We start from the raw sequence: 25,749 nt of genomic DNA on the forward strand, positions 1-25,749 counted from the left end.
ACTGCTTTTATGTTGGGAATTCATAAAATTGGGGTTGTTTGAGAGAAATCAAACACCTGCAAATAGTTTCTATTTAGCTTATCTTTGAGAGTAGAGCTTATTTCTCATTTTATGATATAATAGTGGTATTCTAAACAATTAAGGAGAACAATTGCAAGGTAGAATTGTCAAGTCGCTAGCAGGTTTTTATTATGTAGAATCTGACGGTGTTGTTTATCAGACACGTGCGCGTGGAAACTTTAGAAAAAAAGGTCAAATTCCCTACGTTGGGGATTGGGTGGAATTTTCTTCGCAAGATCAATCAGAAGGATATATTCTATCAATTGAAGAGCGTAAAAATATCCTCGTACGACCACCTATTGTTAATATTGACCAAGCTGTCGTTATCATGTCTGCTAAAGAACCTGATTTTAACGCTAACTTATTAGACCGGTTCTTAGTACTTCTAGAATATAAGATGATTCAGCCTATCATTTACATTTCTAAGTTGGATTTGTTAGACGATTTGGTTGTTATTGATGATATTCGCGAACATTATCAGAATATAGGCTACGTTTTCTGTTATTCTCAAGAGGAACTCTTGCCTCTGTTAGCAGATAAAGTGACTGTTTTTATGGGGCAGACAGGTGTCGGAAAATCAACGCTTCTCAACAAAATTGCTCCTGAGTTGAAACTTGAAACTGGTGAAATTTCGGATAGTTTAGGCCGTGGCCGACACACCACAAGAGCAGTTAGTTTCTATAACGTTCATAAAGGAAAAATTGCAGACACTCCTGGTTTTTCTTCTTTGGACTATGAAGTGGACAATGCAGAGGACTTAAACGAATCCTTTCCAGAGCTTCGTAGACTTAGTCATTTTTGTAAATTCCGCTCGTGTACGCATACACATGAGCCTAAATGTGCTGTAAAAGAAGCCTTAACTCAAGGTCAGTTATGGCAAGTCCGCTATGATAACTACCTCCAATTTTTAAGTGAAATTGAGAACCGTCGTGAAACATATAAGAAAGTTATTAAAAGAAAGTAGGTTTCTATGTCAACCAATAAAATTGCCCCATCGATATTAGCAGCAGACTATGCTAATTTTGCTAACGAATTGAAACGTATTGAAGAGACAACAGCAGAATACGTTCATATTGATATCATGGATGGTCAATTTGTCCCTAATATTAGTTTTGGTGCGGATGTTGTATCCAGCATGCGTAAACACAGTAAACTTGTTTTTGATTGTCATCTGATGGTTGTTGATCCAGAACGTTATATTGAGGCCTTTGCTCAAGCTGGTGCTGATATCATGACCATTCATGTTGAAGCAACGAAACACATACATGGTGCACTTCAAAAGATAAAAGAGGCAGGAATGAAAGCAGGTGTGGTTATTAACCCAGGAACACCCGTAGAATCTCTTATTCCTATCTTAGATTTGGTTGACCAGATTTTAATTATGACTGTTAATCCTGGCTTTGGTGGACAAGCCTTTATTCCAGAAATGATGTCAAAAGTAAAGACAGTTGCAGCATGGCGCAAAGAGTACGGTCATTATTATGATATTGAAGTTGATGGCGGTATAGATAATACTACAATTAAGGCAGCAGCAGAGGCTGGTGCAAATGTCTTTGTTGCAGGTTCTTATCTCTTTAAAGCAAGTGATTTACCTGCACAAGTAGAAACCTTAAGGGTGGCGCTCGATGACTAAAATTGCTTTATTTGCTGGCGGTGACTTAACTTATTTTGAATATGATTTTGACTATTTTGTCGGAATTGACCGTGGAAGCCTATTTTTATTAAAAAATGGGCTTTCTTTGGACATGGCAGTGGGTGATTTTGATTCTATAACAGAAGATGAACTGCTTTATATCAAACACTATTGTAGCAATATCGTTTCTGCTAGTGCAGAAAAAAATGATACAGATACAGAATTAGCTTTAAAAACTATTTTCAAAGAATTTCCAGAAGCTCAAGTGACCGTATTTGGAGCATTTGGTGGCAGGATTGACCATATGATGTCTAATATCTTTTTACCAAGTGACACAGATTTAGAACCATTTATGTCACAAATCAGACTCAAAGATGAACAAAACATAGTGACTTATCTACCATCCGGGAAAAATCAAGTCTCAAGGATTGAAGGGATGTCCTATGTCTCGTTCATGCCTGAGAGTGAGTCTACTTTGCAGATTTCTGGGGCTAAATATGAATTGAACAAAAGTAATTATTTTAAGAAAAAAATGTATTCCAGTAATGAATTTATGACTTCGCCAATTGAAGTAGAGCTCAAAGATGGTTACTTAATCATTATTTATAGTAAGGATAGAGGTTAATATGCTTGTCATCATTTTGATCATTGTACTAGCTAGTCTGACAGTGACGATAATTTCTTACCAAAAAAATGACGGAATTAACAAAGTCCGTTGAAAAACAACTTGAAGATAATGCTGATAATCTATCAGACCAACTGACATACCAGATAGAAGCGGCGCAAAAAGATCAAATTCTAACGTTGACTAATCAGCTAAACCGTATGCAACAGGAAATTTATCAGTTGCTTACCGATATGCGTACAGAATTAAATCAGCATTTAACGGAGAGTCGAGATCGATCAGACAAACGCTTGGAATTGATTAACTCCAATTTATCTCAGTCAGTTCAGAAAATACAAGATTCCAATGAAAAACGCTTGGATCAAATGCGCCAAACTGTTGAGGAAAAGCTAGAAAAAACGCTACAAACGCGTTTGCAAACTTCTTTTGAAACTGTATCGCGTCAACTAGAGAGTGTCAATCAAGGTCTTGGGGAGATGAAAACTGTTGCCCAAGATGTTGGTACACTGAACAAAGTCTTGTCAAATACTAAGACAAGGGGAATATTAGGGGAGTTACAACTCGGCCAAATTATAGAAGATATTATGACAGTTAGTCAATATGAGAGAGAATTTCCTACGGTGTCTGGCTCTTCTGAGCGTGTTGAATATGCTATTAAATTACCAGGAAATGGTCAGGGAGATTATATCTATTTGCCTATTGACTCTAAGTTTCCTCTAGAAGATTATTACCGATTGGAAGATGCTTATGAATTGGGTGACAAGGTTCAAATAGAACTCTATCGTAAATCTTTACTGACAAGTATTCGTAAATTTGCAAAAGATATAAACAATAAGTACTTAAATCCTCCTGAAACGACAAATTTTGGTATCATGTTCTTACCAACTGAAGGGCTCTATTCTGAAGTGGTAAGAAATGCAACATTCTTTGATAGTCTAAGACGTGATGAAAATATTGTAGTAGCTGGACCGTCAACCTTATCTGCTTTACTAAATTCATTATCTGTTGGCTTTAAAACCTTAAATATTCAAAAGAATGCTAATGATATTAGTAAAATTTTAGGGAATGTCAAGGTTGAATTTGGAAAATTTGGTGGCATGTTATCAAAAGCTCAAAAACAATTAAATACAGCAAGTAAAAGTATTGATAGTTTACTCACAACGCGGACAAACGCTATTATCAGAGCCTTAAATACAGTTGAAGAACATCAAGATCAAGCAACCACTAGCTTGTTAAACCTTCCTATAACAGAAGAAGAGGAAATTAATGAAAATTAACCAAATGAAAAAAGACGAGCTTTTTGAGGGGTTTTACCTTATAAAGAAAGCAGAAGTTCGTAAAACGCGTGCAGGTAAAGATTTTATTGCCTTTACCTTTCAAGATGATACTGGCGAAATTTCAGGAAATATGTGGGATGCACAGACCTATAATGTAGAAGAGTTTGTAGCCGGTAAAATTGTTCATATGAAAGGGCGTCGTGAAGTTTATAATGGAACTCCCCAAGTCAACCAAATTACATTAAGAAACATCAAAGATGGTGAACCTAATGATCCTAGAGATTTTAAAGAAAAACCTCCAATCAATGTTGACAACGTGAGAGAGTACATGGAACAAATGCTCTTTAAAATTGAAAATGCAACCTGGCAGCGTGTGGTAAGAGCACTTTATCGTAAATACAATAAGGAATTTTTTACCTATCCAGCCGCCAAAACAAACCACCACGCCTTTGAATCAGGATTGGCATATCACACGGCAACGATGGTTCGTTTGGCAGATAGTATTGGAGATATCTATCCAGAACTTAATAAAAGTTTGATGTTTGCTGGTATTATGCTACATGATTTAGCCAAGGTCATTGAGTTATCGGGTCCTGATAATACAGAATATACTATTCGAGGTAACCTTATCGGTCATATTTCACTTATTGATGAGGAATTAACAAAAATACTAGCAGAGCTTAATATTGATGATACAAAAGAAGAGGTTACAGTGTTACGCCATGTTATTCTGAGTCACCATGGACAATTAGAATATGGAAGCCCGGTTCGTCCTAGAATCATGGAGGCAGAAATTATCCATATGATCGATAACATTGATGCAAATATGATGATGATGACAACAGCTTTAAATCGTGTCAACGAAGGTGAAATGACAAATCGCATTTTTGCCATGGATAACCGTTCTTTTTATAAACCGAACATTAAATAATTTAGGTAGAATAACTAAGACCTAAAATAAAATGTTCGTTTTTAGCATTTGTTATGTTATACTATATGTAAAGAATGCTATGAATAAGGAGAAAATATGAAATTAAGACGTAGCGAACGCATGGTTGTTATTTCAAATTACCTAATAAATAATCCCTATACATTAACTAGTTTAAATACATTTGCTAGTAAATACGGTGCCGCGAAATCTTCGATTTCAGAAGATATTGCTATTATCAAAAAAGCTTTTGAACAAGCTCAAATCGGAGATATTAAAACTGTGACTGGTGCAAGTGGAGGTGTTATCTTTACACCAACTATTGCTGAAGCAGAAGCGAAAGAAATCGTTGAAGAATTAAGACAGCGTTTATCTGAAAACGATCGTATTCTTCCGGGAGGTTACATTTATCTTTCAGATCTACTCAGTACACCAAAAATGTTACAAAGTATTGGTCGCATTATAGCGAACGCTTACAGAGGTCAAAAAATTGATGCTGTCATGACGGTTGCAACAAAAGGTGTTCCTTTAGCAAACGCAGTAGCAAATGTTTTAGATGTTCCTTTTGTTATTGTGAGACGTGATTTGAAGATTACGGAAGGTTCTACTGTGTCAGTAAACTACGCTAGTGGTTCAAGTGGCCGTATTGAAAAAATGTTTCTTTCTAAGCGTAGCTTAAAACCTAACAGTCGAGTTTTAATAGTTGATGATTTCTTGAAAGGTGGAGGTACTGTTTCGGGGATGATTAGTTTACTCTCAGAATTCGATAGCACATTAGTAGGTGTCGCTGTATTTGCAGAAAATGCTCAGGAACAACGTGAGAAGATGACCTATAAATCTCTTCTGAGAGTATCTGAAATTGATGTAAAAAATAATAGAGTCTCTGTAGAAGCGGGGAATATATTTGATTAAAGAGTCAAGGTGACATCCTTGATTCTTTTTGCTTGTAAAAGTAATAAAAGCTTGACACATCATGTGTAAAATGATACTATGATAAACGGTACTTTTACTTTTGGTCTCTCAAAAGTGTACAGAGACGTGCTGACAATTGTTGCAAAAGTACACGCAGATATAGGCTGTCACCAAGTGCTATATCAACCAAAAATAAAAAACTTACAGGAGAAATGTAGATGCCTACAATTAACCAGTTGGTACGTAAACCACGTAAATCTAAAGTTGAAAAATCAGATTCACCTGCTTTGAATATTGGTTACAACAGTCACAGAAAAGTTCACACTAAATTATCTGCACCACAAAAACGTGGTGTTGCAACTCGTGTTGGAACTATGACACCTAAAAAACCTAACTCTGCCCTTCGTAAATTTGCTCGTGTACGTTTGAGCAACCTTATTGAAGTTACTGCTTACATTCCAGGTATCGGACATAACTTGCAAGAACACAGTGTTGTGCTTATCCGTGGTGGACGTGTAAAAGACCTTCCAGGGGTACGTTACCATATCGTTCGTGGTGCACTTGATACTGCAGGTGTAGCTGATCGTAAACAAGGCCGTTCTAAATACGGTGCTAAACGTCCTAAAGGGTAATTAGAAGGGGGATAAGAGAAAATGAGTCGTAAAAATCAAGCGCCTAAACGCGAAGTATTACCAGATCCATTGTATAACTCAAAAATCGTTACACGTCTTATCAACCGTGTAATGCTTGATGGTAAACGTGGTACTGCTGCAACTATCGTATATGATGCTTTTGAAGCAATTAAAGAAGCTACTGGAACAGATGCTCTTGAAGTATTCGAAACAGCTATGGAAAACATCATGCCTGTACTTGAGGTACGCGCACGCCGTGTTGGTGGATCAAACTACCAAGTTCCTGTTGAAGTTCGTCCAGAACGTCGTACAACTTTAGGACTTCGTTGGTTGGTTAACGCATCACGTGCTCGTGGTGAACACACTATGAAAGATCGTCTTGCAAAAGAAATCATGGATGCTGCAAACAACACAGGAGCATCAGTTAAGAAACGTGAAGATACTCACAAAATGGCTGAAGCTAACCGTGCCTTTGCACACTTCCGTTGGTAAGATTACTCTCTTTTTGAGACTTATCATAGCTACTAAACAAATTGTTTGGTAGATAGCAATGTTAGCAATTAGAACGGGTAGGTCCTGCCTATCCGTTTTTTATAAATAGTGTTATAATAAAGAAGTAAATAATTTAAAATATAGGAGAAACCAAATGGCTCGCGAATTTTCACTTGAAAAAACTCGTAATATCGGTATCATGGCTCACGTCGATGCTGGTAAAACAACAACAACTGAGCGTATTCTTTACTATACTGGTAAAATCCACAAAATCGGTGAAACACACGAAGGTGCTTCACAAATGGACTGGATGGAACAAGAACAAGAACGTGGTATCACAATTACATCAGCTGCAACAACAGCACAATGGGATGGTCACCGTGTTAACATCATCGATACACCAGGACACGTGGACTTCACAATTGAAGTTCAACGTTCACTTCGCGTACTTGATGGTGCGGTAACAGTTCTTGATGCTCAATCAGGTGTAGAACCTCAAACTGAAACAGTTTGGCGTCAAGCAACAGAATACGGAGTTCCACGTATCGTTTTTGCTAATAAAATGGATAAAATCGGTGCTGACTTCCTCTATTCAGTACAATCACTTCATGACCGTCTTCAAGCGAATGCACACCCAATTCAATTGCCAATTGGTTCAGAAGACGATTTCCGTGGTATCATTGACTTAATCAAAATGAAAGCTGAAATCTATACTAATGACCTTGGTACAGATATCCTTGAAGAAGATATTCCAGCAGAGTATGTTGATCAAGCAAATGAATACCGTGAAAAATTAGTAGAAGCAGTTGCTGATACTGATGAAGATTTGATGATGAAATACCTTGAAGGTGAAGAAATCACTAACGAAGAGTTGATGGCTGCTATTCGTAAAGCAACTATCAATGTTGAATTCTACCCTGTATTGTGTGGTTCAGCCTTCAAGAATAAAGGTGTTCAATTGATGCTTGATGCTGTTATTGATTACCTTCCAAGCCCACTTGATATTCCTGCAATCAAAGGTATTAACCCTGATACTGACGAAGAAGAAACACGTCCTGCTTCAGATGAAGAGCCATTTGCAGCGCTTGCCTTCAAGATCATGACAGATCCTTTCGTGGGTCGCTTAACATTCTTCCGTGTGTACTCAGGTGTTCTTAATTCAGGTTCATACGTGTTGAATACATCTAAAGGTAAACGTGAACGTATCGGACGTATCTTACAAATGCACGCAAATAGTCGTCAAGAAATTGAAACTGTTTATGCTGGGGATATCGCAGCAGCTGTTGGTTTGAAAGATACAACTACAGGTGATTCATTGACTGATGAAAAATCAAAGGTTATTCTTGAATCAATTGAAGTTCCAGAACCAGTTATCCAATTGATGGTTGAGCCAAAATCTAAAGCTGACCAAGATAAAATGGGTATCGCCCTTCAAAAACTTGCTGAAGAAGACCCAACGTTCCGCGTTGAAACTAACGTTGAAACTGGTGAAACAGTTATCTCAGGAATGGGTGAACTTCACCTTGATGTCCTTGTTGACCGTATGAAACGTGAATTCAAAGTTGAAGCAAACGTTGGTGCACCTCAAGTATCATACCGCGAAACATTCCGCGCTTCTACACAAGCACGTGGATTCTTCAAACGCCAATCTGGTGGTAAAGGTCAATTTGGTGATGTTTGGATTGAATTTACACCAAACGAAGAAGGTAAAGGATTCGAATTCGAAAATGCTATCGTCGGTGGTGTGGTTCCTCGTGAATTTATTCCAGCCGTTGAAAAAGGACTTGTAGAATCTATGGCAAACGGTGTTCTTGCTGGATATCCAATGGTTGACGTAAAAGCTAAACTTTACGATGGTTCATACCATGATGTTGACTCATCTGAGACAGCCTTCAAGATTGCTGCATCACTTGCACTTAAAGAAGCTGCTAAATCAGCGCAACCAGCTATCCTTGAGCCAATGATGCTTGTTACAATTACAGCTCCAGAAGACAATCTTGGTGACGTTATGGGTCACGTGACTGCACGTCGCGGTCGTGTTGATGGTATGGAAGCACGTGGTAATACACAAGTTGTTCGTGCCTTTGTTCCACTTGCTGAAATGTTTGGTTATGCAACAGTTCTTCGTTCTGCAACGCAAGGACGTGGTACATTCATGATGGTATTTGACCACTACGAAGATGTTCCTAAGTCAGTTCAAGAAGAAATCATCAAGAAAAACTCTGGTGAATAATTTCTGAAAACTTATGAAAGGTACTCGAAAGAGTATCTTTTTTTCTTTTTGAAAGTGGTAAATTCATTGCAATTTTTCTCGAAAAAAGATATAATAATTGTGTTGAAAGATTTTTGCACATATGTACAAGTTAATCTTTTCACATTGGTTAGGGGGATCCCTAAAATAAAATATTTGAGATTTTCATAAGGAGGAAATCACTAATGGTAGTTAAAGTTGGTATTAACGGTTTCGGTCGTATCGGTCGTCTTGCATTCCGTCGCATCCAAAACGTAGAAGGTGTTGAAGTTACTCGTATCAACGACCTTACAGATCCAAACATGCTTGCACACTTGTTGAAATATGACACAACTCAAGGTCGTTTCGACGGTACTGTTGAAGTTAAAGAAGGTGGATTCGAAGTTAACGGTCAATTTGTTAAAGTTTCTGCTGAACGCGAACCAGCAAACATTGACTGGGCTACTGATGGCGTAGAAATCGTTCTTGAAGCAACTGGTTTCTTTGCATCAAAAGAAAAAGCTGAACAACACATCCATGAAAATGGTGCTAAAAAAGTTGTTATCACAGCTCCTGGTGGAAACGACGTTAAAACAGTTGTTTTCAACACTAACCACGATATCCTTGATGGAACTGAAACAGTTATCTCAGGTGCTTCATGTACTACAAACTGTCTTGCTCCAATGGCTAAAGCTTTACAAGACAACTTTGGTGTTAAACAAGGTTTGATGACTACTATCCACGCATACACTGGTGACCAAATGATCCTTGACGGACCACACCGTGGTGGTGACCTTCGTCGTGCTCGTGCAGGTGCTGCAAACATCGTTCCTAACTCAACTGGTGCTGCAAAAGCTATCGGTCTTGTTATCCCAGAATTGAACGGTAAACTTGATGGTGCTGCACAACGTGTTCCTGTTCCAACTGGATCAGTAACTGAATTGGTTGCAACTCTTGGAAAAGACGTAACTGTTGAAGAAGTAAATGCAGCTATGAAAGCAGCAGCTAACGATTCATACGGTTATACTGAAGATCCAATCGTATCATCTGATATCGTTGGTATTTCATACGGTTCATTGTTTGATGCTACTCAAACTAAAGTTCAAACTGTTGACGGTAACCAATTGGTTAAAGTTGTTTCATGGTACGATAACGAAATGTCATACACTTCACAACTTGTTCGTACACTTGAATACTTTGCAAAAATTGCAAAATAATTTTTAATTAATATGATGTAAAAGAGGGATTTATCCCTCTTTTATTTTTATAAATAAAAAATAATACGAATGTTTTTTCATTTTATTATAGAAAATTATCAGAAAAGAAGTGAAAACTGAATTATATTGGCTATAAGTTAAAATAAGGTTTGATTTTGAAAGTAAGCAGTGGTATGATTTAATTGAAAAAATATAGAGGAGAAGTTTTATGAAGACTACAAAAGTTTTTTCAGTTTTATCGTTATCTGTTGCTGCATTTATGATGACAGCATGTCAGTCAAACCACAGCACTAAAAAAGCTGATATGTCTCCAGATAAGGTGGAGCAAAAGACGAAATTTAAAAATATTTCTCTAAGTTCTAATAAACTGTTGGCTAAGGAAAACACTATGTCTGTCCTTTGGTATCAAAATTCTGCAGAAGCCAAGGCTTTATATTTACAAGGTTATAATGTTGCTAAAATGAAGTTAGATGATTGGTTACAAAAGCCCAGTGAAAAACCATATTCAATTATCTTAGATTTAGATGAAACAGTTTTAGATAATAGCCCATATCAAGCAAAGAATATTAAAGATGGCTCTAGTTTCACGCCAGAGAGTTGGGATAAATGGGTGCAAAAGAAATCAGCTAAGGCTGTTGCGGGTGCCAAAGAATTTTTGAAGTATGCTAATGAAAAGGGAATAAAAATTTATTATGTCTCAGATCGTACAGATGCTCAAGTTGATGCGACTAAAGAAAATTTAGAGAAGGAAGGTATACCTGTTCAAGGGAAAGACCACTTGCTTTTCCTTAAAAAAGGAATGAAATCTAAAGAGAGTCGCCGTCAGGCAGTTCAAAAAGATACCAATTTAATTATGCTTTTTGGAGATAATTTAGTTGATTTTGCTGATTTTTCTAAATCATCTAGTACAGATAGAGAACAACTACTAACTAAACTTCAAAGTGAGTTTGGTAGTAAATTTATTGTTTTCCCAAATCCTATGTACGGTTCTTGGGAAAGTGCTATTTATCAAGGAAAACATCTGGATGTTCAAAAACAATTGAAAGAACGACAAAAAATGTTGCATTCGTATGATTAATAAGTATACGAATCATCTTGAAAACAACTAGGAAAATCTATGAAATCTATTTGTGAAAAAGTAATCAATAATTACAACTGTTCACAAAAATATGTTATAATAAATAATATCAAATTATATAAGGAGTTTTACTAATGGCTAAATTGACTGTTAAAGACGTTGATTTGAAAGGTAAAAAAGTCCTCGTTCGTGTTGACTTTAATGTGCCTTTGAAAGACGGCGTTATCACTAACGACAACCGTATCACTGCGGCTCTTCCAACAATCAAGTATATCATCGAACAAGGTGGTCGTGCTATCCTCTTCTCTCACCTTGGACGTGTTAAAGAAGAAGCTGACAAAGAAGGAAAATCACTTGCACCGGTAGCTGCTGATTTAGCTGCTAAACTTGGTCAAGATGTTGTATTCCCAGGTGTTACTCGTGGTGCAAAATTAGAAGAAGCAATCAATGCTTTGGAAGATGGACAAGTTCTTTTGGTTGAAAACACTCGTTTTGAAGATGTTGACGGTAAGAAAGAATCTAAGAATGACGAAGAACTTGGTAAATACTGGGCTTCACTTGGAGATGGAATCTTCGTTAACGATGCATTTGGTACAGCACACCGTGCTCATGCATCAAACGTAGGTATTTCAGCAAACGTTGAAAAAGCTGTAGCTGGTTTCCTTCTTGAAAACGAAATTGCTTACATCCAAGAAGCAGTTGAAACTCCAGAACGCCCATTCGTAGCTATTCTTGGTGGCTCAAAAGTTTCTGATAAGATTGGTGTTATCGAAAACCTTCTTGAAAAAGCTGATAAAGTTCTTATCGGTGGTGGTATGACTTACACATTCTACAAAGCTCAAGGTATCGAAATCGGTAACTCACTTGTAGAAGAAGACAAATTGGATGTTGCTAAAGACCTCCTTGAAAAATCAAACGGTAAATTGATCTTGCCAGTTGACTCAAAAGAAGCAAACGCATTTGCTGGTTATACTGAAGTTCGCGACACTGAAGGTGAAGCAGTTTCAGAAGGGTTCCTTGGTCTTGACATCGGTCCTAAATCAATCGCTAAATTTGATGAAGCACTTACTGGTGCTAAAACAGTTGTATGGAACGGACCTATGGGTGTTTTTGAAAACCCTGACTTCCAAGCTGGTACAATCGGTGTAATGGACGCTATCGTTAAACAACCAGGCGTTAAATCAATCATCGGTGGTGGTGATTCAGCAGCAGCTGCTATCAACCTTGGCCGTGCTGACAAATTCTCATGGATCTCTACTGGTGGTGGAGCAAGCATGGAATTGCTCGAAGGTAAAGTATTACCAGGTTTGGCAGCATTGACTGAAAAATAATAGTCATCATAATTTATATTAAAGGACATGCTGATGCATGTCTTTTTTTAGTTGATAATGTAGAGTTATTGAACTTTCCTTGACTTCATTTATCATTTACTAATTTTTAGATATAGTGGTATTTGGTTGACACTGCAATTTTCAAAAGTTTATGACGATTTCATATAAATTGGTTTATAAAAGATATACTAGTAATAAATAAAACGTTTACAAAAAGGGTTTTATGGATTGATATGTTAGAATATATAGTGAAGGGATGGGTATGAAAACGTTAAAAAAATTATTATCTAATTACAAATTTGATATTAAAAAGTTTAAATTGGGAATGAGAACATTTAAAACAGGCTTATCGGTCTTTTTAGTTTTATTGGTTTTTCATTTATTTGGTTGGAAAGGGCTTCAAATTGGTGCTCTAACTGCTGTATTTAGTTTAAGAGAAGACTTTGATAAAAGCGTGCACTTTGGTTTTTCTAGAATTATTGGTAATAGTATAGGTGGCTTACTCTCCTTAGTATTTTTTGCATTCAATGAGATATTTCATCAAGCTTTTTGGGTTACATTATTAATTGTTCCTATTTGTACCATGTTATGTATCATGATTAATGTTGCTTGTAACAATAAATCAGGTATTATTGGGGGGACAGCCGCATTACTTATTATAACTTTATCAATCCCAAGCAGAGAGACAATTCTATATGTTTTTGCACGTATTTTTGAAACTTTTTGTGGTGTTTTTATTGCAATGATGGTTAATACAGATATTGAAATACTTCGGAAAAAACTAAAAAATAACAAATTATAGTTTGATGTCATAAAATCTCACATGAGAGTTGACATCAAACTTTTTAAAGTTTATAATGGTTTAATGAAAGGAGGCCATCATGAAAGAAAGAGAACTTAGGCGTACAATGGCTGTATTCCCAATTGGAGCTGTTATGAAGTTGACAGATTTGACTGCCAGACAAATTCGCTATTATGAGGATCAAGGGTTAATCACACCTGAACGTACTGAAGGTAACCGCCGCATGTTTTCACTGAATGATATGGACCGCTTACTGGAAATAAAAGACTTCATTAGCGATGGTTTGCATATTTCTGATATTAAAAATGAATACATGCAAAGACAACATAAGTCCAAAGAGAAACAAAAGTCATTATCAGATGCCGAGGTTCGTCGACTTTTACAAGATGAGCTCCGTAATCAAGGGCGTTTTTCAAGTCCTTCACAGCACATTGGAAATATGCATTTGTAAACATGCAGTCAAGCTAGATATTAAGGAGACTATATGACTATCACAGCAGAAGATATTCGTCGCGAAGTTAAGGAAAAAAATGTTACCTTCCTCCGTTTGATGTTCACAGATATCTTAGGAGTAATGAAAAATGTCGAAATTCCGGCTACAGATGAACAATTAGACAAAGTTTTATCAAATAAAGCAATGTTTGATGGATCTTCTATTGAGGGCTTTGTTCGTATCAACGAATCTGATATGTATTTATATCCTGATTTAGATACTTGGATTGTCTTTCCTTGGGGAGATGAAAATGGAGCTGTTGCAGGTCTAATCTGTGATATCTATACAGCAGAAGGAGAACCTTTTGCCGGAGATCCACGTGGAAATCTTAAGCGTAATATGAAACGTATGCAAGAGATGGGCTATAAGTCATTTAACTTAGGACCAGAACCTGAATTTTTCCTATTTAAAATGGATGAAAATGGTAACCCAACACTTGATGTTAATGACAAAGGAGGCTACTTCGACTTAGCTCCAACAGACTTAGCAGATAATACACGTCGTGAAATTGTTAATGTCTTAACACAAATGGGCTTTGAAGTTGAAGCTAGTCATCATGAAGTAGCAGTTGGACAGCATGAAATTGACTTTAAATATGATGATGTTTTAAAAGCCTGTGACAATATTCAATTATTTAAATTGGTTGTTAAAACAATTGCTCGTAAGCATGGTTTATATGCTACTTTTATGGCAAAACCTAAGTTTGGTATCAATGGTTCAGGTATGCATTGTAATATGTCTCTTTTTGATAATGAAGGGAACAATGCTTTCTTTGATCCAGAAGATCCACGTGGAATGCAATTATCAGAGGATGCCTACTACTTTTTAGGTGGGTTAATGAAACACGCTTACAATTACACAGCTATCATTAATCCAACTGTTAATTCTTATAAACGTTTGGTACCAGGATACGAAGCACCAGTTTACATTGCTTGGGCAGGTCGCAATCGTTCGCCACTTATTCGTGTACCTGCATCTCGAGGTATGGGAACACGTCTAGAATTGCGCTCGGTTGACCCAACAGCAAATCCTTATCATGCTTTATCAGTACTTTTGGGATCAGGACTTGAGGGAATCGAGAATAAAATTGAAGCACCAGAACCAATTGAGACAAATATCTATGCTATGACTGTAGAAGAACGTCGTCAAGCAGGTATTGTTGATTTACCATCTACTCTTCATAATGCTCTTAAAGCACTTGAAGAAGATGAAGTGGTAAAAGCGGCCCTAGGAACTCATATCTATACTAATTTCTTAGATGCTAAGCGTATTGAATGGGCAAGTTATGCGACTTATGTTTCACAATGGGAAATTGATAATTACCTAGATTTATATTAATCATAAGAACGTTTATAACTAGTTTTAGGCTTTATTTTGTAAAGTCTAAAACTAGTTTTTTTGTAAATTATTGTAAAAAATTGCCTAAAACTTGTTACAGGTTTTCATTTATTTGTTATATGGATTTGATAAACTAGGAGTCATCAGATGGAGGAAAACATGAACATAAAACAATTAAAGTCTAAAACAATGCTTGGAACAGTGGCTTTGGTGTCCGCTTTTTCATTTGCTTCAACAAATGCAGATGCGAATACATATAACTATGCAGTAGATGTAGACTATCTAGCAAGTGCGGAGGAAATTGCTCAAGCACATCCAGCTAGTAATACGTTTCCACTAGGTCAATGCACATGGGGTGTAAAGGAGATGGCAACATGGGCAGGTAACTGGTGGGGAAACGGTGGTGATTGGGCTGCGAGCGCTGCATCAGCTGGTTATACAGTAGGAACACAACCTCGCGTGGGTTCTATCGTATGTTGGACTGATGGTAGTTATGGACATGTGGCTTATGTTACAGCTGTAGATCCTGTCACTAATAAAATTCAGGTTTTAGAATCTAATTATGCAGGTCATCAATGGATTGATAATTATCGTGGTTGGTTTGATCCACAAAATACAGTAACACCAGGGGTAGTCAGCTACATTTATCCGAATTAATCTATAAAGAACTCCTCACATAGACGGTATAAAAGTACGATACTGTTTGGATGGAGTTCTTTTATATTCTATAGTTATCCCAGAAGTAATTTGCTATATTAACTTATTTTGCTAATATAGGCAATTAAAAAGAACGGAGAAGGTATTTTCCGTTCTTTTGTTTATTTATCAGGGGTAAGGACCATAGGAATAATGATAGGCTCACGCTCAGTTTTTTCATATAAGAATGGTCGTAAGGCATTAACAATAGCTCCATTTACTGATTGGATACTTGCATCTTTATTTTTCAGTGCAATACGAATAGCATTGAATAAGATATGTTGGCTTTCGCGAATAAGGTCCCCAGATTCTCTCATATAGATAAAGCCTCGACTAAGAATGTCTGGTCCAGCTAAAATCATTTTTGAATCGAAATCAACGGTAGCAACGGCAAGGACAACACCATCTTCAGATAAGTCGTGGCGGTCACGTAGAACTGCCGCACCAATATCGCCAATACCATTCCCATCAACGTAGATATCTTGAGCATTGAAATGTCCAGCAATGCGAGCAGAGTCGCTCGTTAAAGCTAAAACATCACCGTTTTCCATAATGAAGATATTCTCTTTAGGAATACCTGTGTCAACTGCTAAACCAGCATGGACTTTTTGCATGCGATACTCACCGTGTACGGGCATGAAATACTTTGGTTTAATCAAGCGTAACATTAATTTTTGTTCTTGTTGACCACCATGGCCGGAGGTATGGATATTGTTAATTTTACCATGAATAACATCGACACCAGCTTCTTGAATGGTATTGATTAATTTATTGACACTTGTTGTATTACCAGGGATTGGGCTTGATGAGAAAATCACAGTATCACCAGGTTGCAAAGTAACTTGACGATGAGTACCGTTAGCGATACGAGCAAGTGCTGCCATAGACTCACCTTGACTACCTGTACACATAATTAAAACTTCACTAGCATGAAGATTTTTAAGTTCGCTTGGCTCAATGAAGGTACCTTTTGGAACTTTAATATAGCCAATTTCAATACCGTTAACAATTGCCTTTTCCATTGACCGTCCAAAAACAGCAATTTTACGACCAGTTTTAACAGCAGCTTCAGCAGCCTGTTGGAGTCGGAAGATGTTTGAAGCAAAAGAGGCGAAAATAATACGTCCCTCGATACCTTCGATAATCTTCATAATAGATTGCCCAACAATTTTTTCGGAATTAGTGAAGGTTGGAACTTCAGCATTTGTTGAGTCTGATAAAAGGCAGAGGACACCGTCTTCACCTAGAGCAGCCATACGATGTAAGTCAGCTGGCTCCCCAACAGGTGTAAAGTCAAATTTGAAGTCACCTGTACAAATAACCTTACCTTGAGGGGTATGAATAACAATACCTAATGGTTCAGGAATGGAGTGAGTAGTGCGGAAAAATGTAACGTTTAAGTTTTTAAAAGTCAGCTCTGTATTAGCGTGGATTTCGTATAATGTAGCGTCACGAAGTAAACCATGTTCTTCTAACTTACCTTTGATTAGAGCAAGAGCGAGAGGGCCTGCATAAATCGGTAAATTAGCTTGTTTTAATAGAAAAGGAATACCACCGATGTGGTCCTCGTGCCCATGAGTTATAACAAGGGCCTTGATACGGTCAATGTTTTCAACGATATATGAATAGTCTGGGATAACATAATCTATTCCCAAAAGATCATCTTCAGGGAATTTAATACCAGCGTCTACAATAATAATTTCGTCTTGATATTCGATACCGTAAGTATTTTTTCCGATTTCACCGAGACCACCAATCGCATAAACCCCAACTTCTTCGGGTTTTAAGTTGATATTTGACATAATAAGTTTATCATAATGGGTAGATTACTCTAGCTATTATGTTTAACTCCTTTCTAGAACTCAGTGAGCTCGAAAACACCAGTTTCTTTTTCATATTCAAGGTGTTTGTCTGAAAGTAACTCGATGAATTCGATATTGTAAGCTGTATTTTCTTCAACTAGTTTACGTGCAGCAATGCGACCTTCTAATTCATTAGCTGCATCAATAGTAACGTAAAGTGTTTTGGTTTGCTCACGACGTGGGTTGCGTTCTTTTGTTTCTTGATAGAAAACTTTATAAATCATAATAATCCTTTCTTATCTCTCGGTTTTTCTAACTATAAAAAAATGGGTCAATGCCGTTAAGTGAGACAATGACAAACCATTATTAAGTTTTTATAGAGTAATAGAATTAACCTTGATTCGTTGCAATTATCATGATTATATCATAAAATAAGAGGTAGAATCAAGTAAGGGAAGTTAAATGATGAAAGTTTTAGCCTTTGATACTTCAAGCAAAGCACTATCAGTGGCTGTACTAAACAATATGGAATGTTTAGCGACTGTCACTATCAATATCAAAAAGAATCATAGCATTAATTTGATGCCAGCCATTGATTTTTTAATGCAATCAATTGATTTAGAACCTCAAGATTTGGACCGTATCGTAGTAGCAGAGGGTCCAGGATCTTATACGGGCTTACGTGTAGCTGTTGCTACAGCAAAAATGCTAGCTTATACGCTTAAGATTGACTTAGTTGGAGTATCTAGCCTGTACGCTTTAACAAATGGATTTTCAGAAAATGATTTGTTGGTACCACTTATAGATGCACGACGTAACAATGTTTATGTTGGTTTCTATCAAAATGGTGATACTGTTAAACCAGACTGTCACACTTCTCTTGAAGAAGTCTTACAAGAGGTGGGGAATAAAGCCAATGTTCATTTTGTCGGAGAGGTTGCAGCATTTTTTGATCAGATTAAGAAAGCCTTACCACATGCTAAAATTACAGAAACTTTACCTTGTGCAGTGGCAATCGGACGCAAAGGACAAAAAATGGAAAGCGTTAATGTAGATGCGTTTGTTCCACGATACTTAAAACGTGTTGAAGCTGAGGAAAATTGGTTAAAAAACCACTGTGAAACGAATACAGAAGAATATATTAAGAGAGTTTGAGATGGAATCATCAGAACAAGCACTGGCTATATGGAGCGTACTATCTGATGTCTATGACAAATCTCCGTGGAGTTTATCGCAGATTTCAGAAGATTTAAAAAAAGATTCAACAGATTATTTTTTTGTTTATAATGACGGTGAAGTCATTGGTTTTTTGGCTCTTCAACAATTGGTAGGTGAAGTAGAAATCACTAATATTGCTGTTAAAAAAAATTATCAAGGTAAAGGTTATGCTTACCAGTTAATGTCAATGATCGCTGATATAGAGGTGCCAGTTTTTCTTGAGGTTCGTTATTCAAATATCGTAGCACAAAAACTTTATGAGAGGTGTGGTTTTGTAGTTTTAGGAAAGCGCAAAAATTATTATCATGATCCAATTGAAGATGCTATAGTGATGCGCAAGGGATAAATAGTTGATGATAGAAAGGATATGAATAGTCCTCAATACTAATGGAAAAGACGATATTGATGGATTAATATCATTATGAAAGATAGATATATTTTAGCAGTGGAAAGTTCATGTGATGAAACTAGTGTTGCTATTTTAAAAAATGATAAAGAGTTACTAGCTAATATTATTGCAAGTCAAGTTGAAAGTCACAAACGTTTTGGTGGTGTTGTTCCTGAAGTGGCAAGCCGTCATCACGTTGAAGTAGTAACAACCTGTTTTGAGGATGCTCTTCAAGAAGCAGGTATTGTTGCTAGCGATTTGGATGCTGTTGCTGTAACATATGGTCCGGGATTAGTAGGAGCCTTATTGGTAGGTATGGCTGCAGCAAAAGCTTTCGCTTGGGCAAATAAATTACCTCTAATTCCTGTAAACCACATGGCAGGTCATTTAATGGCAGCACGTGACGTTAAGGAACTTCAATACCCATTGTTAGCTTTGCTTGTCAGTGGAGGACATACAGAATTAGTATATGTTTCTGAACCGGGAGATTACAAAATAGTAGGAGAAACTCGGGATGATGCTGTTGGAGAAGCTTATGATAAAGTAGGCCGTGTTATGGGCTTAACTTATCCAGCAGGTCGCGAGATTGATCAGTTAGCTCATAAGGGTCAAGATACTTACCATTTTCCTAGAGCGATGATCAAAGAAGATCATCTTGAATTTTCTTTTTCTGGATTAAAATCTGCATTTATCAATTTACATCATAATGCAGAACAAAAGGGTGAAGCATTGGTTCTTGAAGATTTATGTGCTTCCTTTCAGGCGGCTGTTTTGGATATTTTATTGGCTAAAACTCAAAAAGCTTTGTTAAAGTATCCAGTGAAAACTTTAGTCGTTGCTGGTGGAGTTGCAGCTAATCAAGGGCTTCGGGGACGCTTGGCTACTGATATTTCTCCTGATATTGATGTGGTTATTCCTCCTCTTAGATTATGCGGAGATAATGCAGGAATGATTGCATTAGCAGCAGCGATAGAGTTTGAAAAAGAGAATTTTGCTTCTTTAAAATTGAATGCCAAACCTAGCTTAGCTTTTGAGAGTTTATAGGTGTTCATAATATCAAAACGCTTGTTTTGATATTTTTTATTTGGTATAATAATTGAATATTCAAAAAATTAGCAAATGATATTGTCGCTATTTTTTAACTAATAAAGGAGTTAAGGAATGTTACATTTTGAAAATGATTATAATAAAGGAGCTCATCCAGAGCTTTTAAATGCCCTTATTGAAACTAATGATCAAGGTCTATCGGGATATGGGACAGATAGTTACTGTCAACAAGCGGCAGATAAAATTCGAGAAGTCTGTTCCTGTCCACAAGCTGAAGTTGAGTTTTTAGTGGGTGGTACTCAAACAAATCAAGTAGTTATCAGTAGTATGCTTGCTTCTTATGAAGGAGTTATTGCTGCAGAAACAGGTCATGTGAGTAGTCATGAAGCAGGAGCCATAGAATTTTCAGGTCATAAGGTATTGACTTTACCTTCTCATAATGGGAAATTACTCGCAAGCGAAGTTGCAACTTATATTGAGACTTTTTATGCTGATGGTAATTACCAACACATGGTTTTTCCAGGAATGGTTTATATATCACATCCAACAGAATATGGAACACTTTATAGTAAAGCAGAACTAGAAGAGTTGTCGAAGATTTGTAAACATTATCAAATCCCCTTATTTATTGACGGTGCTCGTCTGGGGTATGGTTTGGCTGCGAAAGATACAGATGTTGATTTCCCAACGATTGCAGCCTTATCAGATGTTTTTTATATTGGTGGAACCAAAATGGGGGCTCTTGCTGGGGAAGCAGTTGTTTTCACAAAGAAAAATCGTCCAAAACAGTTTACTACAATTGTAAAGCAGCATGGTGCGTTATTAGCCAAGGGAAGATTGCTGGGGCTTGCTTTTGATCGTTTCTTTACGGATAACCTTTACTTAAAAATTGGAAAGCATGCGATCGACTTAGCAGAGGAATTAAAAATCATTTTAGAAGAAAAAGGTTACTCATTCTATTTAAAATCACCAACTAATCAACAATTTATTATTGTAGAAAATACAAAACTAGCAGATTTAGCAAAGAATGTAGCTTATAGTTTTTGGGAAAAATATGATGACCATCATACTGTAATACGTCTAGCAACTAGTTGGTCAACTAGTCGCGAAGATGTAACTGCTTTAAGAAATGTCTTGTGAGTTTTTAATAAAAGAAATATTATTCAGTAGTGACTATTACAAAATAATAGTCTTGTTTTTGGGAATTAACTAAAAGAATTTTATCAGTATTTATAATAATAAAAAGCTCGGTATCTTGGCATACCGGGCTTTTTGAAAATAAATAAATTGGCATCTATGATTTGAGATAAGAAAAATTTTTTCATCTTTTATTATTAGTCATTTAAGGATTGATGAGATCCTACATTCCTATGATAATAAAATTTTGAAGAAGTTTGTAATAGCTGAGTAAATACTCAACAGATTAAATAATTACAATGTATTAACTACTCGTCCACACTCAATAGAATAGTCATAAAAAGTAACTATTTGTCTTCACGAATTACCAGCTTGCTTTTTTAATGCCAGGAATTTGGCCTTTGTAAGCTAGGTTACGGAAGTTAATACGACTCATACCGAATTTACGCATGTAAGCGTGAGGACGGCCATCGATTAAATCACGATTTTTAAGTCGGTTAGGGTTAGAATCTTTAGGAAGTTTACGAAGTGCTTCGTAATCACCCTTTTCTTTTAACTCACGACGTAGTTCAGCATATTGTTCTACGAGTTTTTGCTGTTTTTGAAATTTAGCAATTTTTGATTTCTTAGCCATGATTTCTCCTTTCCCAAAAAGATTTTTCTATCCCAAAACAGGGTGCCTAGTTAACTGGTAATTAACCAGTAAACAAGACATGATTCTATTATACTCTTTTCAGCTAAGAATGCAAGGAAAATGTTAACTGGATAAGTATTATATTGTAATGGTGATGAATGTGTTACAATAACAGTATGAATGAAAGATATATCCGATTTAACCCTAATATCGCGAAACAAAAACCCAGTAATAAAGACAAATGTCCATTTTGTGATAAAAGCCAATTAGGAAAAATCCTAGACGTGAAAGACGATATGATCTGGGTAGAAAATAAATACCCAACTTTAGAAGAAACCTATCAAACATTGGTGATTGAATCAAATGATCACAATGGGGATATTTCAGTTTATAGTGAGTCAAAGATGCGCCAATTGTTAGATTATCTTTTGTCAAAATGGCAATTAATGGAAGAAAGTGGTCATTACCGTTCGGTCGTTCTTTATCGAAATTTTGGGCCCTTATCTGGAGGAAGTTTACGACATCCTCATAGCCAAATTGTTGGCTTAAAAAACGTAGATGCTTATGAAACGTTGAACTTAGATTGGTTTGATGGTATCGAGGTTTGTTCGGAAACGAGTCAACAAGCAGAGATTAGTATTGCCAATCGTCCTATGCTTGATTTCACAGAGTTCACAATTAAAGTATCCAAATTGGAAAACGCTATTTTGATTGCAGATAGTTTACCAATTTTGTGTCATTATATTTTAAATGAATTCTTGGGAGGGCGCTGTAAATCTTATAATCTCTTTTTCTATAAGCATGATGGGGGTCTTATTTGTAAAATTGTTCCTCGTTTTATAGTATCCCCTTATCAGATTGGGTATGCTATTCATCAGGTAAATTTACCAGATGAATTGGAAAAAATCAAAGAAGCCTTAAGAGCCAAATATTATCTTTAAATTCTATATAAAAAAGCTGACGGAATTGTTCAGCTTTCATGTATTAATAGTGTAAGCTACCAGCTACCCAACCTGTACATAAGGCAGAAGTAATGTTAAACCCTCCCGTATGAGCATTGATGTCTAGGACTTCACCAGCAAAATGTAAACCAGCTACCTTTTTACTTTCAAGTGTTTTGGGGTTTATTTCTTTAAGATCAACTCCACCTTTTGTTACAAAGGATTTTGCTAGAGACATCTTGCCAGTTACTAAAATAGGAAGTTTTTTAAGTTTTTGAATTAACATTTCTAAGTCTTTTACAGATACTTGTTTTACTTTTTCGGGTAAGTCTTCAGCGTAAAATTCAGCTAAACGCTCAGGAAGAAGTATTTTAAGAGCGTTTTTCAAAGATTTTTCTCTTTCATTTTGGAAGTGTGTTTCCAATTCTTTAACAGAGATATTGGGCAAAACATCTAGGTATATAGTTTCTCCGCCTTTGACAAAGCTAGAAATTCGCAAGGCTGCTGGTCCTGATAAACCAAAATGAGTAAAGAGAAGATCGTGTGTAATAATATGCTTTTCAAATGACAAAGTGACATCATCTAAGGAGATACCTTGTAGTTTTTTATGGGGAAAATCAGTTAAAAGAGGGCTTTCGGCGGCTTCCATATCTGTGACTTCTAATTTAAAGTGACGAGCAATGTCATGACCGAAACCAGTAGAACCTGTAGACGGATAGGATTTACCACCAGTTGTTACGATAAGTTTATCGGATGCGAACTGTGTATCTTTTGTTTTGATATAGAATGAATCTCCTATCTTTTTGACAGAGACAACTTCTGTGTCAGTCATAATTTGACCACCAAGTTCTTTTATTTTATTTTCAAGGGCGTTAATGATAGTACGAGATTTATCAGTAGTAGGGAACATACGTCCATGATCTTCTTCTTTAAGTGTGACGCCGTTGTCTTGAAAGAAGTTAATAATATCATGGTTATCAAATTGTGAGAAGACGCTATATAGGAAACGGCCATTTCCAGGTATACCAGCTAAGAGCTCATCAAGGTTTCCATTATTGGTAACATTACAGCGGCCACCACCTGTTCCAGCTAGTTTTTTGCCTAAACGTTTATTTTTCTCAATAAGAAGTGTTTTGTTGCCGTAAAAATTTGAGGAAATAGCTGCCATCATTCCAGCAGGTCCACCACCTATAATTATTGTGTCATAATGCTTCATAATCTTATTCTAGCATATAAATAGAGAAATAGACGTCAAAATGTCTTGTTTGACACTTTAAGTTGACAGTAAATTGACACTAGATTAGGATTGTGATATTCTTTTATAAGAAAATCAGTACAAAAGAGGAAGTTATGACAGTTGAAAAGACGGTTAGTGAATTAGCTGAAATTTTAGGGGTTAGTCGTCAAGCGATGAATAACAGAGTTAAAACACTCCCTGAAGAATGTGTGGAAAAGAATAGTAAAGGCGTTACAGTTGTTAATCGTGATGGCTTGATTAAATTGGAAGAAATCTATAAAAAAACTATTTTGGAAGAGGAACCAATTGATGAAGAAGCATCAAGACGAGAACTTTTAGAAATTCTCGTTGATGAGAAGAATACTGAAATCACACGTTTATATGAACAGTTAAAAGCAAAAGATATTCAGATTGCTTCAAAAGACGAGCAGTTACATGTAAAAGATATTCAAATAGCAGAGAAAGATAAGCAATTAGATCAACAACAGCAATTGACTTTAACTGCTATGGAAGATACGCAACGTCTGCAACTTGAGTTAAATGAAGCTAAAGCAGAGGTTGAGGAGATTCAAGAAGCCAAAGAAGAAAAAATTCAAGAATTAGAAGCTGTTAAAAAAAATTTCTTTGGACGTTTCTTCAATAAAAAATAGAATAAAAGCGTAAGGAGTTTCCTTGCGCTTTTTAGGAGAAATAATGAAACAATTACAAGAATATATAGCTTTTGATTTAGAGTTTAACACGGTTGGTGAGCATAGCCACATTATTCAAGTGTCGGCCGTTAAATATTCTAATCATCAAGAGATTGCTTTATTTGATACTTATGTTCACACAAAAGTTCCATTACAAAGCTTTATTAATGGTTTAACAGGTATTACAGCTAGAGATATTATAGGGGCTCCTAAAATTGAGACAGTTTTGACAGACTTTCAGAGTTTTGTTGGAGACACACCGCTGATTGGTTATAATGGGCATAAATCGGATTTACCTCTTTTAGTTGAAAATGGTTTGGATCTAACTAGTCAATATCAGGTGGACTTATATGATGAAGCTTTTGTGAGACGCAGTACAGATTTAAATGGTATTGTCAACCTTAAATTGACTACTGTTGCTGATTTTTTAGGAATAAAGGGTAAAGCACATAATAGCTTAGAGGATGCCCGCATGACTGCGCGTGTTTATGAAAAATTTCTGGACTTGGATGAAAATAAAATCTATTTAAAACAGCAAAAAGAGGTAGCAGTTGATAGCCCATTTGCGACTTTAGGAAATTTGTTTGATTAATTGTTGTAGTTTTATTTAAAGTTAAAAATACTTAGCGTTATTACTTGCTTATTACCTTAGGTCATTTGATATAGTAAAGGTGTTTCTGATAAAGAAGTGTTTACTATATTAAAGGAGGTGTGAAACATGTCAGAAAAATATTCCACTGGTGACTTAGCTAAAGAAGCAGGAGTTACTGTTCGTACTGTTCAGTACTATGACAAAAGAGGAATTTTATCCCCATCAGAACTATCTGAAGGAGGTAGGAGGGTTTATAGTATTGCTGATTTAGAAAAGCTTAGACAAATTATTTATTTACGAGATTTAGATTTTTCAATTCC

The 25,749-nt window shown here is 36.3% G+C and carries 27 protein-coding genes and 1 pseudogene; 24 read left to right on the forward strand and 4 right to left on the reverse strand.

What is annotated here, in order from left to right:
- Positions 1-151: 151 nt before the first annotated feature.
- The 16 genes and pseudogenes from rsgA to HMPREF9171_RS110775 all read left to right on the forward strand — a co-directional run bounded on the left by rsgA (position 152) and on the right by HMPREF9171_RS110775 (position 15,705).
- On the forward strand, positions 152-1,024 hold the full coding sequence (rsgA, locus tag HMPREF9171_RS110845; RefSeq protein ID WP_001162031.1) for a ribosome small subunit-dependent GTPase A: 873 nt from the start codon (positions 152-154) through the stop codon (positions 1,022-1,024).
- 6 nt (positions 1,025-1,030) lie between these two features.
- Positions 1,031-1,693, forward strand: a complete 663-nt coding sequence (rpe, locus tag HMPREF9171_RS110840; RefSeq protein WP_000106175.1) for a ribulose-phosphate 3-epimerase — start codon at positions 1,031-1,033, stop codon at positions 1,691-1,693.
- Positions 1,686-2,318 (forward strand): thiamine diphosphokinase, encoded by a 633-nt coding sequence (locus HMPREF9171_RS110835; protein ID WP_000160923.1) that lies wholly within the window; start codon positions 1,686-1,688, stop codon positions 2,316-2,318. The genes rpe and HMPREF9171_RS110835 overlap by 8 nt, the downstream gene beginning before the upstream one ends.
- 1 nt (position 2,319) lies before the next feature.
- Positions 2,320-3,595, forward strand: a pseudogene (locus HMPREF9171_RS08200) (DNA recombination protein RmuC).
- A complete protein-coding gene (locus HMPREF9171_RS110830) occupies positions 3,585-4,526 on the forward strand; it encodes a 3'-5' exoribonuclease YhaM family protein (protein WP_000700694.1) in 942 nt (313 codons plus the stop codon). Before HMPREF9171_RS08200 ends, HMPREF9171_RS110830 begins: the two are co-directional and overlap by 11 nt.
- A gap of 96 nt (positions 4,527-4,622) precedes the next feature.
- Positions 4,623-5,435, forward strand: coding sequence for a pur operon repressor (purR, locus tag HMPREF9171_RS110825; protein ID WP_000776879.1), 813 nt, complete (start codon positions 4,623-4,625; stop codon positions 5,433-5,435).
- A 218-nt stretch (positions 5,436-5,653) separates the two neighbouring features.
- Positions 5,654-6,067 (forward strand): 30S ribosomal protein S12, encoded by a 414-nt coding sequence (gene rpsL, locus HMPREF9171_RS110820; protein ID WP_001142328.1) that lies wholly within the window; start codon positions 5,654-5,656, stop codon positions 6,065-6,067.
- Between the two features lie 21 nt (positions 6,068-6,088).
- Positions 6,089-6,559, forward strand: coding sequence for a 30S ribosomal protein S7 (rpsG, locus tag HMPREF9171_RS110815; protein WP_000087842.1), 471 nt, complete (start codon positions 6,089-6,091; stop codon positions 6,557-6,559).
- A 154-nt stretch (positions 6,560-6,713) separates the two neighbouring features.
- Complete coding sequence (gene fusA / locus HMPREF9171_RS110810; RefSeq protein ID WP_000090323.1) at positions 6,714-8,792, forward strand: elongation factor G; 2,079 nt, start codon at positions 6,714-6,716, stop codon at positions 8,790-8,792.
- 203 nt (positions 8,793-8,995) lie between these two features.
- A complete protein-coding gene (gene gap, locus HMPREF9171_RS110805) occupies positions 8,996-10,006 on the forward strand; it encodes a type I glyceraldehyde-3-phosphate dehydrogenase (protein WP_000260659.1) in 1,011 nt (336 codons plus the stop codon).
- Between the two features lie 208 nt (positions 10,007-10,214).
- Positions 10,215-11,084, forward strand: coding sequence for a 5'-nucleotidase, lipoprotein e(P4) family (locus HMPREF9171_RS110800; protein WP_000858924.1), 870 nt, complete (start codon positions 10,215-10,217; stop codon positions 11,082-11,084).
- Between the two features lie 134 nt (positions 11,085-11,218).
- Positions 11,219-12,415, forward strand: a complete 1,197-nt coding sequence (locus tag HMPREF9171_RS110795; protein ID WP_001096753.1) for a phosphoglycerate kinase — start codon at positions 11,219-11,221, stop codon at positions 12,413-12,415.
- A gap of 262 nt (positions 12,416-12,677) precedes the next feature.
- Positions 12,678-13,217 carry an FUSC family protein gene (locus HMPREF9171_RS110790; RefSeq protein ID WP_000854122.1) on the forward strand — a complete coding sequence of 180 codons (540 nt, stop codon included), beginning with the start codon at positions 12,678-12,680 and terminating at the stop codon, positions 13,215-13,217.
- 79 nt (positions 13,218-13,296) lie between these two features.
- Positions 13,297-13,668, forward strand: a complete 372-nt coding sequence (locus HMPREF9171_RS110785; RefSeq protein ID WP_000664338.1) for a MerR family transcriptional regulator — start codon at positions 13,297-13,299, stop codon at positions 13,666-13,668.
- A 33-nt stretch (positions 13,669-13,701) separates the two neighbouring features.
- Positions 13,702-15,048, forward strand: a complete 1,347-nt coding sequence (glnA, locus tag HMPREF9171_RS110780) for a type I glutamate--ammonia ligase (RefSeq protein WP_000156224.1) — start codon at positions 13,702-13,704, stop codon at positions 15,046-15,048.
- A 147-nt stretch (positions 15,049-15,195) separates the two neighbouring features.
- Complete coding sequence (locus HMPREF9171_RS110775; protein WP_000392202.1) at positions 15,196-15,705, forward strand: CHAP domain-containing protein; 510 nt, start codon at positions 15,196-15,198, stop codon at positions 15,703-15,705.
- 161 nt (positions 15,706-15,866) lie between these two features.
- On the opposite strand, the gene rnjA is transcribed toward HMPREF9171_RS110775, so the two are convergent.
- Both rnjA and rpoY read right to left on the reverse strand, forming a co-directional pair.
- Complete coding sequence (gene rnjA / locus HMPREF9171_RS110770) at positions 15,867-17,546, reverse strand: ribonuclease J1 (protein WP_000065491.1); 1,680 nt, start codon at positions 17,544-17,546, stop codon at positions 15,867-15,869.
- Between the two features lie 53 nt (positions 17,547-17,599).
- Complete coding sequence (gene rpoY, locus HMPREF9171_RS110765; RefSeq protein ID WP_000639570.1) at positions 17,600-17,830, reverse strand: DNA-directed RNA polymerase subunit epsilon; 231 nt, start codon at positions 17,828-17,830, stop codon at positions 17,600-17,602.
- Positions 17,831-18,008: 178 nt separating this feature from the next.
- On the opposite strand from rpoY, the gene tsaB reads away from it, so the two are divergent.
- From tsaB to HMPREF9171_RS110745, 4 genes are all read left to right on the forward strand, one after another.
- The gene (gene tsaB / locus HMPREF9171_RS110760) at positions 18,009-18,701 is read left to right on the forward strand and encodes a tRNA (adenosine(37)-N6)-threonylcarbamoyltransferase complex dimerization subunit type 1 TsaB (RefSeq protein WP_000978603.1); all 693 of its coding nucleotides are present in this window, start codon (positions 18,009-18,011) and stop codon (positions 18,699-18,701) included.
- 1 nt (position 18,702) lies between these two features.
- The gene (rimI, locus tag HMPREF9171_RS110755) at positions 18,703-19,110 is read left to right on the forward strand and encodes a ribosomal protein S18-alanine N-acetyltransferase (protein ID WP_000445943.1); all 408 of its coding nucleotides are present in this window, start codon (positions 18,703-18,705) and stop codon (positions 19,108-19,110) included.
- Between the two features lie 75 nt (positions 19,111-19,185).
- Positions 19,186-20,196 carry a tRNA (adenosine(37)-N6)-threonylcarbamoyltransferase complex transferase subunit TsaD gene (tsaD, locus tag HMPREF9171_RS110750; protein ID WP_000655091.1) on the forward strand — a complete coding sequence of 337 codons (1,011 nt, stop codon included), beginning with the start codon at positions 19,186-19,188 and terminating at the stop codon, positions 20,194-20,196.
- 117 nt (positions 20,197-20,313) lie between these two features.
- On the forward strand, positions 20,314-21,339 hold the full coding sequence (locus HMPREF9171_RS110745) for a threonine aldolase family protein (RefSeq protein ID WP_000902186.1): 1,026 nt from the start codon (positions 20,314-20,316) through the stop codon (positions 21,337-21,339).
- 361 nt (positions 21,340-21,700) lie between these two features.
- Here HMPREF9171_RS110745 and rpsN read toward each other — a convergent pair whose 3' ends face one another.
- Complete coding sequence (gene rpsN, locus HMPREF9171_RS110740; protein WP_001085659.1) at positions 21,701-21,970, reverse strand: 30S ribosomal protein S14; 270 nt, start codon at positions 21,968-21,970, stop codon at positions 21,701-21,703.
- A 176-nt stretch (positions 21,971-22,146) separates the two neighbouring features.
- Here rpsN and HMPREF9171_RS110735 point away from each other — a divergent pair, with 176 nt between their 5' ends.
- A complete protein-coding gene (locus tag HMPREF9171_RS110735) occupies positions 22,147-22,911 on the forward strand; it encodes a DUF4931 domain-containing protein (RefSeq protein WP_001005780.1) in 765 nt (254 codons plus the stop codon).
- Between the two features lie 43 nt (positions 22,912-22,954).
- Here the strand turns inward: HMPREF9171_RS110735 and aao are convergent, their stop codons facing one another.
- Positions 22,955-24,127, reverse strand: a complete 1,173-nt coding sequence (aao, locus tag HMPREF9171_RS110730) for an aminoacetone oxidase (protein ID WP_000683562.1) — start codon at positions 24,125-24,127, stop codon at positions 22,955-22,957.
- Between the two features lie 134 nt (positions 24,128-24,261).
- On the opposite strand from aao, the gene HMPREF9171_RS110725 reads away from it, so the two are divergent.
- The 3 genes from HMPREF9171_RS110725 to HMPREF9171_RS110715 form a co-directional block, all read left to right on the forward strand.
- On the forward strand, positions 24,262-24,798 hold the full coding sequence (locus tag HMPREF9171_RS110725) for a DUF536 domain-containing protein (protein WP_000215420.1): 537 nt from the start codon (positions 24,262-24,264) through the stop codon (positions 24,796-24,798).
- A 43-nt stretch (positions 24,799-24,841) separates the two neighbouring features.
- Positions 24,842-25,429 (forward strand): 3'-5' exonuclease, encoded by a 588-nt coding sequence (locus tag HMPREF9171_RS110720; RefSeq protein ID WP_000811665.1) that lies wholly within the window; start codon positions 24,842-24,844, stop codon positions 25,427-25,429.
- A gap of 126 nt (positions 25,430-25,555) precedes the next feature.
- On the forward strand, positions 25,556-25,749 hold a 194-nt coding region (locus HMPREF9171_RS110715; RefSeq protein WP_001292013.1), incomplete at its 3' end, for a MerR family transcriptional regulator.

Source organism: Streptococcus agalactiae ATCC 13813 (assembly GCF_000186445.1).
GTDB lineage: Bacteria > Bacillota > Bacilli > Lactobacillales > Streptococcaceae > Streptococcus > Streptococcus agalactiae.

Excerpts from the sequence above, each read along its gene's own strand:
- rpe (WP_000106175.1), top strand. The coding sequence starts at position 1,031 with ATGTCAACCAATAAAATTGCCCCATCGATATTAGCAGCAGACTATGCT.
- HMPREF9171_RS110835 (WP_000160923.1), top strand. The coding sequence starts at position 1,686 with ATGACTAAAATTGCTTTATTTGCTGGCGGTGACTTAACTTATTTTGAA.
- HMPREF9171_RS110830 (WP_000700694.1), top strand. The coding sequence starts at position 3,585 with ATGAAAATTAACCAAATGAAAAAAGACGAGCTTTTTGAGGGGTTTTAC.
- purR (WP_000776879.1), top strand. The coding sequence starts at position 4,623 with ATGAAATTAAGACGTAGCGAACGCATGGTTGTTATTTCAAATTACCTA.
- rpsL (WP_001142328.1), top strand. The coding sequence starts at position 5,654 with ATGCCTACAATTAACCAGTTGGTACGTAAACCACGTAAATCTAAAGTT.
- rpsG (WP_000087842.1), top strand. The coding sequence starts at position 6,089 with ATGAGTCGTAAAAATCAAGCGCCTAAACGCGAAGTATTACCAGATCCA.
- fusA (WP_000090323.1), top strand. The coding sequence starts at position 6,714 with ATGGCTCGCGAATTTTCACTTGAAAAAACTCGTAATATCGGTATCATG.
- gap (WP_000260659.1), top strand. The coding sequence starts at position 8,996 with ATGGTAGTTAAAGTTGGTATTAACGGTTTCGGTCGTATCGGTCGTCTT.
- HMPREF9171_RS110800 (WP_000858924.1), top strand. The coding sequence starts at position 10,215 with ATGAAGACTACAAAAGTTTTTTCAGTTTTATCGTTATCTGTTGCTGCA.
- HMPREF9171_RS110795 (WP_001096753.1), top strand. The coding sequence starts at position 11,219 with ATGGCTAAATTGACTGTTAAAGACGTTGATTTGAAAGGTAAAAAAGTC.
- HMPREF9171_RS110790 (WP_000854122.1), top strand. The coding sequence starts at position 12,678 with ATGAAAACGTTAAAAAAATTATTATCTAATTACAAATTTGATATTAAA.
- HMPREF9171_RS110785 (WP_000664338.1), top strand. The coding sequence starts at position 13,297 with ATGAAAGAAAGAGAACTTAGGCGTACAATGGCTGTATTCCCAATTGGA.
- glnA (WP_000156224.1), top strand. The coding sequence starts at position 13,702 with ATGACTATCACAGCAGAAGATATTCGTCGCGAAGTTAAGGAAAAAAAT.
- HMPREF9171_RS110775 (WP_000392202.1), top strand. The coding sequence starts at position 15,196 with ATGGAGGAAAACATGAACATAAAACAATTAAAGTCTAAAACAATGCTT.
- rnjA (WP_000065491.1), bottom strand. The coding sequence starts at position 17,546 with ATGTCAAATATCAACTTAAAACCCGAAGAAGTTGGGGTTTATGCGATT.
- rpoY (WP_000639570.1), bottom strand. The coding sequence starts at position 17,830 with ATGATTTATAAAGTTTTCTATCAAGAAACAAAAGAACGCAACCCACGT.
- tsaB (WP_000978603.1), top strand. The coding sequence starts at position 18,009 with ATGATGAAAGTTTTAGCCTTTGATACTTCAAGCAAAGCACTATCAGTG.
- rimI (WP_000445943.1), top strand. The coding sequence starts at position 18,703 with ATGGAATCATCAGAACAAGCACTGGCTATATGGAGCGTACTATCTGAT.
- tsaD (WP_000655091.1), top strand. The coding sequence starts at position 19,186 with ATGAAAGATAGATATATTTTAGCAGTGGAAAGTTCATGTGATGAAACT.
- HMPREF9171_RS110745 (WP_000902186.1), top strand. The coding sequence starts at position 20,314 with ATGTTACATTTTGAAAATGATTATAATAAAGGAGCTCATCCAGAGCTT.
- rpsN (WP_001085659.1), bottom strand. The coding sequence starts at position 21,970 with ATGGCTAAGAAATCAAAAATTGCTAAATTTCAAAAACAGCAAAAACTC.
- HMPREF9171_RS110735 (WP_001005780.1), top strand. The coding sequence starts at position 22,147 with ATGAATGAAAGATATATCCGATTTAACCCTAATATCGCGAAACAAAAA.
- aao (WP_000683562.1), bottom strand. The coding sequence starts at position 24,127 with ATGAAGCATTATGACACAATAATTATAGGTGGTGGACCTGCTGGAATG.
- HMPREF9171_RS110725 (WP_000215420.1), top strand. The coding sequence starts at position 24,262 with ATGACAGTTGAAAAGACGGTTAGTGAATTAGCTGAAATTTTAGGGGTT.
- HMPREF9171_RS110720 (WP_000811665.1), top strand. The coding sequence starts at position 24,842 with ATGAAACAATTACAAGAATATATAGCTTTTGATTTAGAGTTTAACACG.